The sequence below is a fragment of the Affinibrenneria salicis genome, assembly GCF_008710095.1.
In genome coordinates this window covers 519,761-532,839 of the sequence record NZ_VYKJ01000001.1, presented here as the reverse complement: position 1 = coordinate 532,839, position 13,079 = coordinate 519,761, and the positions used below count along the sequence as shown (strand labels likewise).

Below are 13,079 nucleotides of genomic sequence, written 5' to 3'. Positions count from 1 at the left end.
ATGATCCGGTTATCGACAAAGCGATTAGCGGCCAAATCAACATTAGATGAGATCCTCAGTGAAGAAGATGATCTTGGTCTATTGGATGTTCACCCCCTGAAGCACAAAACGGGTCCTGTCGATTTGGCTGGCACTCAGTTTGTTGAAATTGTCGCGTTTTACGATCGGCATGGCCGTCTGCCAACTGAAAACAGCTCCGCGTCTCTTGATGAAAAGCGTCTGGCAAGACGATTGCGCATCATTAAAGAAAACCCCAATATATGCGCTTCGTTGCAAATTCTGGATTGCCAGGGGATTCTGGTTTCAAATCATATTGAAAATGGCAGAACCCCACTAGTCGCTGAACCAGAGCCAATACCCTACGCCAACAAATCAGAACTGGTGACTTCTTTAGAGGATATTTTTGCCGACGACGAGGACGGTTTATTAAATTTTGCGGAACCTGACATCTTCAGCTTACAGTATGTTTCCGCTGACAAAAAAGAGCAGCCAGATGAAATTGCTCAGCGCCAGCCTTGTCACGACTTCCAGCGTTTCGAACCGTTGTTTCACAGCCTGCATAAAGGCTTAAAAGATGGGGCTTTTGATCTTGAGCGTTTTACACATAAATTGAAAATTGTTGAAGGCGATTTTTTTATTCTTAATGGGTTACTAGGGTATGTGCATAGTGCTGGTGAACGTTTGGAAGAATATCGGACCTACAACGCCCGACTGCGACTGATATTTGAGAATGGCACCGAGATGAACATGCTCTATCAATCCTTAACTCACGGTTTGGTGAGGGATAAAGAAGGACGCAAGGTACAACTCAAAGGCGAGAAGTTACAACCATCAGATGCTGCGGTGCCGACCGGTTTGGTTTATGTGCTCGCCACCACGAGTACAGACCCCGCGCTTATTCCTTATAAACAAAGCCTTTACAAGATTGGCTTTACCGAAACAACCGTGGAGCAGCGTATTGAGCATGCCGAGAAAGACCGTACTTTCCTCGAAGCACCAGTCCGGATTGTGGCTACCAGCCAGTGCTTTAACCTCAATGCCCAAAAGCTGGAGGCATTAGTACATGGTTTCCTCGCTGCCCGCCGTCTCAATATTACGCTCAAGAGCTACAACGGTCAGGTCTATGCTCCCAGAGAGTGGTTTAACGTCCCATTGGCTACCGTTCAGGCAGTGATCCAGCACATTGTGGACGGAACTATTTCGCAGTACCGACTGGATAATACGACTGGGAGAATTGTTGCGAAACATCCTGGGCCATAAGGTCGTTGCCCAGCGAAGAGCGTTAAGCCTATTCAGTATATTAAAAAATAACTACCAAGACCTTTTCCAGGGCGTTTTGCAAAGTTTCTCGCATTACTTTCGGCGAATAAAACTTGCTGTGACGTTTTTATTTTCTGCGATCTATCTCTAAAAACCCCACTTGCTACTGCTAACAGAAAGCAGTATCTTTTACCCGCACCTGCAAAATCAGGTGCCGGGATTGGTCTCCCGAATACCATACTGGCGACATATGACGCGCCTTGCGTCTTTTTTTATGTCGTATGCTTAGCTATACCGAATTATGGTGGGCTGGGCGGGGGCACCGCAAGGTGCGCCGGTTCCAGTATGGCCGGTAAGACCAACTCCGTTCAGTCCACCACCCGTAAGATTGGTCTCTTAGGTGGTGGTTTAAACATCACATACTGGAGGCTGCCTTATGGCTACAACCCTCAACCAGACTCACCCATTACTTACAGTTCCTTTTAGCGCCGCCACGGATTTCACTGTACTGGCAGATTGTTGCGAGAAACTCGCAGAGACTCAGGCAGAAAGCTACGATCCTGTACTGAAGATGGCTCTCTGCGGTCGACTTGCCGCCGGTCTTGCGCTGCTGAAACCGGGCCTGCGCGATCCTATTCCGCCTCACCTGATAGACAGCCTGACCGTTGATACCTTGCCTACAAACTCTCCCCGTTTTGCCCCAGATGCGGATACGCTTTGCGATTACTGTTTTATCCTGACTCAGCTTCTGCTTTGCCGGATGTTTCCGCCACAAGCGGAAGAACAATTGCGCTGGCTCCTAGCGGAACTGGTTGATTACTTTGCCGCGGAATTGAAAGCTCCGCGCTGGATACGTACCGCTGACGGCGTGAAATGCATTGATGAGGTGGCCGCATGAACCAACAGGACTGGCATCCCGCCGATATTATTGCGGCGCTGAAAAAGCAGGGAACGTCGCTGGCGGCGGTTTCGCGTAACTCGGGGCTGGCTTCTTCCACGCTGGCGAATGCGCTGACAAAACACTGGCCTAAAGGTGAAAGGCTGATTGCTGAAGCGCTGGGTGTCGCGCCTGAGCAAATCTGGCCTTCTCGCTACCATTGATGTTCCACCGGCGCAGATCCGATACGGGTTCTGCGCCATTTCCTGTTTATCAGATTGCCAAAAATCGACCAATAATCCTTTAAAAGGGAAAAACAGTTTTCTCTTATCTGCATCTTTTGCCGCGCAGTAATATCCCCCCGGCACAAAATGCTTCATGACCTGAAAGAAGCGCCTGATGTATCAGGATGGTCGCCTTTTACCGGCATCAACCTTTGAAAATGCCGGACCGCATTGCGGTTAAGGTCATTCTCTACTCTGCTTCACCTTCCTGCTGTTTTTGAGGCCTGCGCCGCAAAGCGACGACACATTTACACAACATGTAATGAATGACCGGAATACGCCTTTAGTTTCCCGGTAAAGAGGAATGCATTTCGCCTTGGGCGACTTCAGTCTCTTCATTATCGCTTTGCACCTATATAGGCTTTACGCTATATTAATAAGGAGGTCCCGTGTGGACGATTAAAACAACGGACATATTTGACAGCTGGTTCAGTTCACTCAGTACCATCGATCGAACCAACGTGCTGGCATCGCTTATCGTTCTGCGGCAAAAAGGGCCGGGTTTGCCCAGACCTTATGCCGATACGATTAAAGGCTCTCGCTACAGTAACATGAAAGAACTACGCGTTCAGAGCCGGGGCGATCCGATACGGGTGTTTTTCGCCTTCGATCCTTACCGAACCGGCATTCTGCTTTGCGGCGGTAACAAGGTCGGCAATGAAAAACGTTTTTATGACCAGATGATCCCGGTTGCTGACCGGGAATTCACGAATTATCTGAAGACATTAGATGATAAGGAGTAACGCGATGGGCAGAACGCTCGAACAGCTTCTTGCGGATGAAAAACCGGAAGTCGTAGCCGACGCTCAGGCGATGGCGGCGGACATCCTGCTCAACATCCACCTTGCCGAATTGCGTGAGATAGTGCAAAAAACGCAGGTGGAAATGGCGCAGGCGCTGGGCATCCGGCAGCCTACCGTTGCCGGTATGGAAAAACCGGGCCGCGACCTGAAACTGTCCACGCTTAAACGCTACGTTGAGGCGACCGGCGGCAAACTGCGCCTTGATGTTGAACTGCCGGATGGTTCTCACTACGGATTTGTACTGTAAACACTGACGCTCCATGAACCGGAGCGTCAACCCCGTTACAACGGGCAGCGGCCCGCATTGCCATAAGGCTTTGCTGCCGCGTGACCGCAATACTGCACCAGAATTTCAATTTTCAATCACTGAGCCAGTCCAGTGCGTCACTTTAACCGCGCAGAGCGGGAAAGTGACGCACCTGCCTTTTCGATCTGCACCAGAGAAATCAACTGCACCAGCCAATAGCGGGATTCTGACACCGTGATTCAACCCACTTTAACTCACAGGAGAACTTGAACCGATACCGGAGGGGGATCAGGACGATCCGGGGGATAACTCGCGCAAGCGGGCGGCTGCTCAGAGAGCACAACCGAAGCCCCGCAATACCTCAACGGCTGCCGCCCCGGCGCTCAGGTATCGTTCGCAGCCCCGACGAATATCAGGGGCTATCGGCCTACGCGCCGGGGAAGGTTGTATCAGATTTTGGAGTTGCTGCAATCATGAAAAGAGGAAAGAGAACATGGGCATTCTGGAGCAGGAAATGAAAACGCTGGCGCGGCAGGCGGGCGGCAGCCATAAGACTGTTCACGATCGTATTAGGCTGGCGCAGCGTTTTTGCGATCGTCTGGTAGTGATGCAAAATGTGCAGATCCGGCGAGTGGAGCAACTGAAAGCCCGACATGTTGAAAGCTACATCCGGGAACGGCTGGCGCAGGGCATAACGAAACGCAGCCTACAAAACGAAATGGCGGCGATCCGCTGTCTGCTGAAGCAGGCCGGGCGTGATCGATTAGCTATCAGTGAACGGCTGTCCAATAAATCGCTCGGATTGTCCGGCGCATCCCGTAACGGCACCCGGCAGGCCATTACTGCGGAGTATTATCGGCAGGTGCTGGAAACCGCTCGCGAAAAAGACACCGGGATGGCGGCGGCGCTAGAGCTTTCAAGGTTGATGGGATTGCGCTCTCAGGAAGCAGTGCAGTGTGCGCAATCGCTCAGGACGTGGAAACAGGCGCTGGAGCGCGGCGAAACCCGGCTTACCGTGGTGTTCGGCACCAAAGGCGGGCGGCCTCGCGAGACAATAATTTTGGATGTTGGCGCAGTACGGAAAGCACTGGAGAATGCGTTGTCTGTGGCAGAACAACGCAACGGCAGGTTAATTGATAAGCCCGATCTGAAAAGCGCGATGAAATACTGGCATGGTCAGGCGTCGCGTATTGGTTTAACTGGCGCATATTCCCCACATTCATTGCGTTATGCCTGGGCGCAGGATGCCATTCGCCATTATCTGGCGCAGGGATTCAGCGAAAAAGAAGCGCTGGCATTGGTCGCGATGGATTTGGGCCACGGCGACGGGCGTGGGCGTTATGTGGCGCAGGTTTATGGGCGTTGAAACGATGGATAATTCCTGTATCTGGTGCAGTCAAAAAGGAAAAGGCCGAAAGGGTAAAGGAAAGCTAAGGGTAACAGCGCCAAACCGGAAAGGGCCAAAGGGCTGAAAAGGCCGTCATTGGCGCAGTTCGATGTTTATCCGGTGGGGTATCTGATGCAGCTTTGCGTTTCTCCTGCGGCGGGAAACTGGTGCAGTAATATGGAATATCGGGTTCTGGCGCAGTGTCGTGTTGGCAGACAACCATCCTATGGTGCAGATTTTTTATCGTCGCAATGACGATAAGCTTTACCTCAAAAATTACCCTTATTGATAGGTAATGACCTGAAAATATTCTGCCAGAATAATTTTAGGCATTTCCCGATTGATCGTTAAAAATACGAAGGTAAAACCTTTCAGAAAGCAAAGAAGCAGCTCCCTAGCATCAGGATCTGCTTTTGTCAGAGAATTAACCGTCAGGCTGTACCAGCGGCCTTATGTTGTCGTGCATAAATATACGGTGCGACATATCCTTCGCGGCTGACGTCCAGATAATTCGACCACCACTGCATCATTTCCATACGGGCTTCCAGATGCTCGGCTTTATGGACATAGGCCGCCCGCACGTTGTTACGCTCTTTGTGGCTCATCTGCCGCTCAATGGCATCCCTTGACCACAGCCCCGACTCGTTCAGCGCGCTACAGGCCATTGTCCTGAAGCCGTGGCCGCACACCTCGGTTTGGGTGTCATAGCCGATCACGCGCAGCGCCTTGTTGATGGTGTTTTCACTCATCGGCTTGTTCAGCGTATGCGCGCCGGGAAAAACGAATACTGACTCGCCGGAAATTGCCTGAATCTGTTTCAGCAGGGCGACAGCCTGCCGTGACAGCGGCACCAGATGCTCGTCTTTCATCTTTGCGCCACGCTCTGAAAATCTCACGCCTTTAACTGCTTCGCGTTTTGCCGGTACGGTCCAGATATGCGCTTTCAGGTTGAACTCATCCCAACGGGCGAGCCGTAATTCGCTGGATCGCAGAAAAACATGCAGATTCAATTCCAGCGCCAGACGAGTCAGAGCTCGGCCTTTATAGTTATCCATCTGCTCCAGTAGTTCAGGCAGGCGTTTTAGCGGCAGGGCGGGATGATGTTGGGTTACAACAGGGGTCACGACGCCATCCAGATCGTAAGCCGGATTATATTTGATTACTCCTTGCTGTACGGCGTGGCGCATGATTTTGGTCAGATGCTGGCGCACCCGACCGGCGACATCATGCACGCCTTTATCGTCAATCGTCTTAATCAACTGCGCCAGATGGCGGGTTTCAATCTGCGCAATATCCGTCTGGCCGATAGCGGGGAAAACGTAGCGTTTCAGGCAGGTGAGAATCTTATCGGCGTGAGCGTCCGACCAGAGTTTAAGGCAACTGGAGTGCCATGCGGTGGCGATGTACTGAAAGGTGCGGGATTCATCGACGGCGGCGTTATCCGTTTTGCGGATCAGGGAAGGACAGAGGCCGGACGTTAGTAGTTTACGCGCCGCATCGCGCTTTTCGCGGGCTTCTGCCAGTGTAGTCTGAGGGTAGGGGCCAAAGGCCAGACGGTTTTCCTTACCGCTGAAGCGATAGCGGAAATACCATAACTTGGCGCCACTGGCGGATACCGTCAGGTACAGACCTTGCGAATCGGTAAGTTTGTAGGATTTTGCGAGAGGTTTGGCTGCGCGGATTTTACTGTCATTCAGGGCCATGTGAGGGTCTCCTTCGTTCATCGAACTGAACGACCCGCAATCTGACCCCAAATTTTCCGGATACGAAGGAATAAAGCAAAACGCATCGGGAAAGATTTTTACGCTAACCTGTTGAATTTAAGACACATAAGAATTCATAAGAAAGCATAAAAAAGAAGAATTGGTGCCGGACTCGGAATCATACTCACAATTAACTTACTGTTAATTATCTATTTTGTTGATATTTATCGTAAACAGCGCCCCCACGAAAGCCCCCATAAAAAATCGCTTTGTTTTTGTGATGATTGTCACGAAAAACCGTTGTTTAAGCGATTAGCCGTTTCGTTATGTGTGGCGTTAGGTCCACACATAATGGCCTGAAGTCCACATATCGTGGTGTTAAACGAAGAAACGACATGTGAATTAGGTGTTTTTGAGATAATGCATTGAACCGCATATGAATAATCTATTGATTTAATTTGTATTTTCATCATTTTTTTGAGATGTCGTCAGAGTTCAGTTGAGATAATTAAACATCATGGCTCAATCTAGTCCTTCTGAACCCTGATCAAAGCACTGCTTTAGTATCCTCTCAAACTTGCTCACCGCCGCTGCATACTTAGCCGGATTCTTATCATTCAGCACTGCCAGATTACGCTGTGTTCAGCGAATAACGGAAAGATGCTGAATTTCAGGGTAGCGATACAGCGACCAGTCAGGGTTATTTTGTTTATAACTGAGCAAGAATTGGCGATCCCGATCTGTAAGATGCGACTTCAACGCCTGCGGTAGCAAAGTCGTTACTGACAAAAGAGATCCCAGCGACGTTTCTTATGGGACGTCTTCTTTGGTAATATCTTCGTGTTGCACAACCTGCGAGGAAATGCATATGAAAAGGATGTCTGGTAAGCACTATCATGGCAGTCATCAGGAAAGATTTGGTTATTGGATAGGCATTCAGTTTCGGCGTATCCCTCGGAACTATCGTCGTTTGATATACCTACTGTCTCTCCCTTTCTGGGGACCTTTGTGGCTATTTTGGTATTTTCTTATCCGGGTTGATGATAGGGAGTGGCGTCAAAATTATCTGGAATTGGAAAAATATTGGATAATTTATCCTCAGACAAAAACAAATACAGGAACTCGTTGCTATTACTGTGGTTCTAATCGCATAGATAGTTATTTGTGGCGGGGTATATCAGGGTACAGAGTTCATTATTGTCATCAGTGTCGCAAGGATCTTTATCGAACAGCGGAATAGTTGAGGTGCCGTATTTATCGCGTGGTGCATCATTCATATATAATGGTTAGAACTGCATATATAGCAAGGCTAAAAATTTTGCTCTAAAACCGTCACAAATTTGTTTAGAGCCGCCGTAAACTTAGCCGGATTTTTAGCATTCAGCGCCGCTAAGTTACGTTGTTTCCAGCGAATAGCTGGGAGATGCTGAATTTCAGGATAGCGATACAGCGACCAGTCAGGGTTATTTTGCTTATAGCTGAGTAAAAACTGTCGATCCTGAGCGGTAAAGTGTGATTTCAACGCCTGCGGTAGTAGGGTCGTTACTGATAAAAGCGATTCCAGAGAGGTTTCCTGCTGCGTCATGCCCGAAAATTCCTGTTGGTACAGCGTGGCGATCCTCCCCGTGTCCCAGTTTGGGGCCAGCAGTTCGGCTATGGGGCGGGGATGCCCTGCCAGATAACAAAGAAAACCGTCAAAAATCTCGCGCGTCAGGCCCGGTTTCTCTAGCATATTCAGTACGTCAAACAGATCGCGTGGATGCTGGCGATCGAGCGCGGCGCAGATTTTACCGCCGTAAAGATCCGCCAGCGAGACGACATTCATGGTGGTGAAGCCATATTCCATTTCCACCGGCTCACACACCGGCATTTCTGCCGGAGGCAACAGCAATCCACGCCAGACCGGACTGACCTCAATCTTTATTTGCGCATCAACGGCGTTAACGATGATACGCTTTTCATCCGCTTTATTCTCCTGCCGGATAGCGGTGATCCCCCGCGTGCTGTTCAGCGATTTGGTAATACGCATCAATGCATCGTCGATGGCAGCGAGATCGGTGTCGCGATCCATGAAGGTTTTATACACCAGATCGATATCTACCGATAGGCGAGGGAAGTCCTGCACAAATAAATTAATTGCCGTACCGCCTTTTAAAGCGAAACAGGATTCTTTCGCTACATGCGGCAGGGCAGTCATCAACAGTTTGACCTGTCGGGCGTAAATATCACGTTGATCCATCTTCGACTCCTTTCGGTTTAAATTCCTTGGGAACGGTGATCTGGTAATCCGGCTCCAGCCAGCCGCCGGGGACGATTTGCCGCTTTCCTGTCCCGGTATCTACACCACTCTGATCGAGATACTGGAAATAAGGATGTCCGTTGCGTTGCGCAAGGTAGAGCATCACCCGGTTGGTTTTCACCGAATGGCTGGCAGAGAGCAGCGCCTGCAATTTACGCGGGCTGAGAAGGTTTAGCCCCTGAAACAGGGCGTCGGCATGTTCAAACGAGATCTGCGTGGGAATACCTCTGGCGATTTCATACGCAGCAAGTTCCGGGCCGCTGCCCATTACTCTCCTATCGCCGATTTTCAGTTCTGTAGTGAATGGCGTTACATCAGCGGACAGGCCCGACGTATACAGCGTGACAAAGGTGGCGGATTGTTCAAAGGTGGCGAACCATCCCGGCAGCTTGACGTAAGCCGGGAGCGTGAGCCAGACCTGAGGCCTGCCCGGTTCGGTATAGTGGGCATGGCCCTGTAGTGCAAGACTGGTCAGCCCCGCCACCCGCACCGGTTTTTCCCACTGGGTTTGCAGGCAGGAAACCGCATCGACCCAGTCGGGTTCGCGACCCGTCCGACAGTAAACACCATGCGCTACCCGCCTGAGCCAGCCGTTCTGTACATAGCGGTAAGAGAGCTTACGATCTATGCCGTTGCGGCTAAGCCATGACTGGAGCAACACCTGACCGGGTAGGGTATTCTGCATCAGCCAGTTTATATAGTTAGCCAAATGTCACCTATAAGTAGACAATTTAGTCCATTTTTAAACTATTATGGATTTAGTGAAAAATCATGGCAAGTTTTGGTTTTATTATTTATTAATTTGTCGACTTTAAATCGACATTTAAACAAAAAAACAAACCTTGGCTACTCACTAAAGAAGGCTCGTAAATATATTCGGTTGGCTTAAAAGGAACGTGTAACATAGAAGCAAAGCTGAACAATAGTCGTTACTCATCGTTCTGAGGCGTTGCATCTGCTGTATGCCCTGATAAGTAACGGCATGATAAAACAGAGAATAAGATGAAATTCACTGAAGATACCCGTGTAAAGATCCCAACCGTCCTGCACTTGATAAGACTGGGTTACGGGACGGGAGAAGGCAAGCGAAGCGCGGCAGCTTGTCATTCATAAAATGACGAAAAAATCAACAAACAACTCTATAAAAGCAAAAAACAGTTTTCCCTTTCTGCCTTGTTGCCACGGGTGTAAGTTTGCACCTGCACAAAATGCTTTATGACCTGAGAGAAGCGCCTGATGAATCAGGATGGTCATCCCTTACCGGCGGCTACCTTTGCAAACCGCCGGGCCATCCTACCGATGGTTAAGGTCATCCTTCACTCTCTGCACCAGTCTATAAACGTGACGGCCGCGTGACCGCAACCCTGAACCAGAATTTCAATTTTCAATCACTGCGCCAGTCCAGTGCGTCACTTTAACCGCGCAAAGCGGGAAAGTGACGCACCAGCGCCTTTTGACTGCACCAGAGAATTCAACTGCGCCAACGCACGGCGGGATTCTGACACCGTGATTTCACCCACTTTCACTCACAGGAGAACTTGAACCGATACCGGAGGGGGATCAGGACGATCCGGGGGATAACCCGCGCAAGCGGGCGGCTGCTCAGAGAGCACAACCGAAGCCCCACAATACCTCAACGGCTGCCGCCCCGGCGCTCAGGTATCGTTCGCAGCCCAACCATTCAGGGCTATTGGCCTACGCGCCGGGGAAAAGTTGTATCAGATTTTGGAATTGCAGCAATCATGAAAGGGGGAAATGCAAAAAATGAGTTTTCTGGAGCAGCAAATGAAAACGCTGGCGCGGCAGGCGGGCGGCAGCCATAAAACCGTTCACGACCGTATTAGACTGGCGCAGCGCTTTTGTGGCCGTCTGGTGGTGGCGCAAAATGTGCAGATCCGACGGGTGGAGCAACTGAAAGCGCGGCATATTGAGAGTTACGTTCGTGAACGGTTGGAACAAGGCATAACGAAACGCAGCCTGCAAAACGAAATGGCAGCGCTCCGCTGTCTGCTGAAGCAGGCAGGGCGTGATCGATTGGCCACCAGTGAACGGCTGTCCAATAAATCTCTCGGCTTATCCGGCGCATCCCACAACGGCACCCGGCAGGCTATCACGGCAGAGCATTATCGGCAGGTGCTGGAAACCGTTCGTGCAAAAGACGCGGTGTTGGAGCTTTCAAGGTTGATGGGATTGCGTTCTCAGGAAGCGGTGCAGTGTGCGCAATCGCTTAGGACATGGAAACAGGCGCTGGAGCGTGGTGAAATCCGGCTGACCGTGGTGTTCGGCACCAAAGGCGGACGGCCCCGCGAGACGGTGGTTCTGGATGCCGGCGCAGTCAGAAAAGCGCTGGAAAATGCGTTGGCTGTGGCGGAACAACGCAATGGCAGGCTGATTGACAAGCCTGATCTTAAATCCGCGATGAAATACTGGCACGGTCAGGCGTCGCGTATCGGCTTGACTGGGGCATATTCCCCACACTCATTGCGTTACGCCTGGGCGCAGGATGCCATTCGTCATTATCTGACGCAGGGATTCAGTGAAAAAGAGGCGCTGGCGCTGACGGCGATGGATTTGGGCCACGGCGACGGGCGCGGGCGTTATGTGGCGCAGGTTTATGGGCGTTGAAACGATGGATAATTCTTGTATCTGGTGCAGCGAAAGGGAAAAGGCCTAAAGGGTAAAGAAAGGCTAAGGGTAACAGCGCCAAACCGGAAAGGGCCAAAGGGCTGAAAAGGCCGTGATTGGCGCAGTTCGATGTTCGTTCGACGGGGAATCTGGTGCAGCCCTGCGATTTTACCGGCGTCAGTGAATGAGGGCTGTGATAGGCCCCAGTGTTGGTGCTAATAAAAAAGCAGATCCGCTGGCGCAGAGATCTGCTTTTCGGCGTCAATCAGTCGCGGGTTCAGGCAACCTGAATATGCCTATCAAAACGGTAAGCCGGGATGAATTTCTGCCGGCAGGCATCGAGATAGTCCGACCACCATTGCATCATCTGCGTGCGTTCGTCGAGGTGCTCCGCCTTGTGGATATAGGCGGCGCGAACGTGGTTACGCTCTTGATGGCTCATCTGCCGCTCCACTGCATCTTTTGACCAGCGGCCTGATTCAATCAACGCGCTACAGGCCATCGTGCGGAAACCATGACCGCAAACGTCCACCTGCGTGTCATAGCCCATCGTGCGCAGCGCCTTGTTGATGGTGTTTTCGCTCATCGGTTTGCGCGGGTCGTGGTCGCCGGGAAACAGCAACTCACTGCTACCGGACAGCAGTTTTAGCTGCTTCAGCACCGTTACCGCCTGTTTTGACAACGGCACCAGATGCGGTGTTTTCATCTTCGCGCCGCGCTCTGAATAACGCACGCCCGGAATGGGTTCACGTTGCGCGGGGATGGTCCACATTGCGCCATCCAGATCGATCTCCGTCCAGCGGGCAAAGCGTAACTCACTGGAGCGAATAAAGATCAGCAGGTTAAGCTGCACCGCCAGACGGGTTAGTAATCTGCCGGAATAGCCTTCGATCCGTTCCAGCATCTCCGGCAGTTTTTCCAGCGGCAGAGCGGGGTAGTGGTTTTTTGGCGGCGGCGCAATGGCTCCGGCCAGATCGTTGGCAGGATTGCTGGCAATAAGTCCCTCTTGCACCGCATAGCGCATGATCGCCGTCGTACGCTGCTGTATCCGCGCGGCGGTTTCCAGATTGCCTTTTCTCTCCGCCACACGCAGCGGGATTAGCAGGTCAGCCGTTTTCAGGTCGGCAACGGGAAATTTGCCGATCAACGGAAAGACGTGCAGTTCCAGCGAGCGCAGGGCTTTGGCGGCATGGGCTTCAGTCCAACGGATATTACCCGCCACCCACTTGCGGGCGATCTCTTCAAAGGTATTGCCGTTTTTTCTCGCCTGCTTGTCCTGCTGTTTTTTTACGCCGGGATCGGCACCTGCGCTGAGTACCAAGCGGGCTTCCTCGCGTAGCTTACGGGCATTTGCCAGCGTGACGGTGGGGTAAGCGCCAAACGCCAGCTTTTTCTCTTTGCCGCCGAAGCGGTATTTGAGATGCCAGAGTTTAGAACCGTTGGGTTTAATCAGCAGGTACAGACCCTGCGCGTCGCTGAGTTTGTAAGGTTTATCGAACGGCTTGGCGTTGCGGATGGCGGTATCTGTCAGAGGCATGGTGGGGGCTCCATAGTTTATCGAACCGGCAGGCCCCCAATTAAGCCCCCAAAAACT

The 13,079-nt window shown here is 51.3% G+C and carries 11 protein-coding genes and 1 pseudogene; 7 read left to right on the top strand and 5 right to left on the bottom strand.

Translation table 11 applies throughout. The features are described from left to right. The 6 genes from FJU30_RS02370 to FJU30_RS02340 all read left to right on the top strand — a co-directional run bounded on the left by FJU30_RS02370 (position 1) and on the right by FJU30_RS02340 (position 4,837). Positions 1 to 1,260 (top strand): GIY-YIG nuclease family protein, encoded by a 1,260-nt coding sequence (locus FJU30_RS02370; RefSeq protein WP_150433820.1) that lies wholly within the window; start codon positions 1 to 3, stop codon positions 1,258 to 1,260. Positions 1,261 to 1,696: 436 nt separating this feature from the next. Next, entirely contained in the window at positions 1,697 to 2,158 is a 462-nt protein-coding gene (locus FJU30_RS02365) for a hypothetical protein (protein WP_150433819.1), read from the top strand. Further along, the gene (locus FJU30_RS02360) at positions 2,155 to 2,361 is read left to right on the top strand and encodes a helix-turn-helix domain-containing protein (RefSeq protein WP_150433818.1); all 207 of its coding nucleotides are present in this window, start codon (positions 2,155 to 2,157) and stop codon (positions 2,359 to 2,361) included. The genes FJU30_RS02365 and FJU30_RS02360 overlap by 4 nt, the downstream gene beginning before the upstream one ends. Positions 2,362 to 2,810: 449 nt before the next feature. Beyond that, positions 2,811 to 3,164 carry a type II toxin-antitoxin system RelE/ParE family toxin gene (locus FJU30_RS02355; RefSeq protein WP_150433817.1) on the top strand — a complete coding sequence of 118 codons (354 nt, stop codon included), beginning with the start codon at positions 2,811 to 2,813 and terminating at the stop codon, positions 3,162 to 3,164. A gap of 4 nt (positions 3,165 to 3,168) precedes the next feature. Continuing rightward, a complete protein-coding gene (locus FJU30_RS02350) occupies positions 3,169 to 3,471 on the top strand; it encodes a helix-turn-helix domain-containing protein (protein ID WP_094107105.1) in 303 nt (100 codons plus the stop codon). 493 nt (positions 3,472 to 3,964) lie between these two features. Then, the gene (locus tag FJU30_RS02340; RefSeq protein ID WP_150433816.1) at positions 3,965 to 4,837 is read left to right on the top strand and encodes an integrase domain-containing protein; all 873 of its coding nucleotides are present in this window, start codon (positions 3,965 to 3,967) and stop codon (positions 4,835 to 4,837) included. Positions 4,838 to 5,289: 452 nt separating this feature from the next. On the opposite strand, the gene FJU30_RS02335 is transcribed toward FJU30_RS02340, so the two are convergent. The 4 genes and pseudogenes from FJU30_RS02335 to FJU30_RS02320 all read right to left on the bottom strand — a co-directional run bounded on the left by FJU30_RS02335 (position 5,290) and on the right by FJU30_RS02320 (position 9,569). After that, positions 5,290 to 6,561, bottom strand: coding sequence for a tyrosine-type recombinase/integrase (locus FJU30_RS02335; RefSeq protein ID WP_150433815.1), 1,272 nt, complete (start codon positions 6,559 to 6,561; stop codon positions 5,290 to 5,292). Positions 6,562 to 7,083: 522 nt separating this feature from the next. Beyond that, positions 7,084 to 7,371, bottom strand: a pseudogene (locus FJU30_RS26990) (nucleotidyl transferase AbiEii/AbiGii toxin family protein); the annotation flags it as partial. Positions 7,372 to 7,870: 499 nt separating this feature from the next. Beyond that, positions 7,871 to 8,800, bottom strand: coding sequence for a nucleotidyl transferase AbiEii/AbiGii toxin family protein (locus FJU30_RS02325; protein ID WP_150433814.1), 930 nt, complete (start codon positions 8,798 to 8,800; stop codon positions 7,871 to 7,873). Beyond that, positions 8,787 to 9,569: a type IV toxin-antitoxin system AbiEi family antitoxin domain-containing protein gene (locus tag FJU30_RS02320; protein ID WP_150433813.1), complete on the bottom strand. Its 783-nt coding sequence runs from the start codon at positions 9,567 to 9,569 to the stop codon at positions 8,787 to 8,789. The genes FJU30_RS02325 and FJU30_RS02320 overlap by 14 nt, the downstream gene beginning before the upstream one ends. Before the next feature lie 1,055 nt (positions 9,570 to 10,624). Between FJU30_RS02320 and FJU30_RS02310 the strand changes: the two genes are divergently transcribed. Further along, complete coding sequence (locus FJU30_RS02310; RefSeq protein ID WP_150433857.1) at positions 10,625 to 11,485, top strand: integrase domain-containing protein; 861 nt, start codon at positions 10,625 to 10,627, stop codon at positions 11,483 to 11,485. Positions 11,486 to 11,762: 277 nt separating this feature from the next. Here the strand turns inward: FJU30_RS02310 and FJU30_RS02305 are convergent, their stop codons facing one another. Continuing rightward, positions 11,763 to 13,022 carry a tyrosine-type recombinase/integrase gene (locus tag FJU30_RS02305; RefSeq protein WP_150433812.1) on the bottom strand — a complete coding sequence of 420 codons (1,260 nt, stop codon included), beginning with the start codon at positions 13,020 to 13,022 and terminating at the stop codon, positions 11,763 to 11,765. Positions 13,023 to 13,079 lie beyond the last annotated feature (57 nt).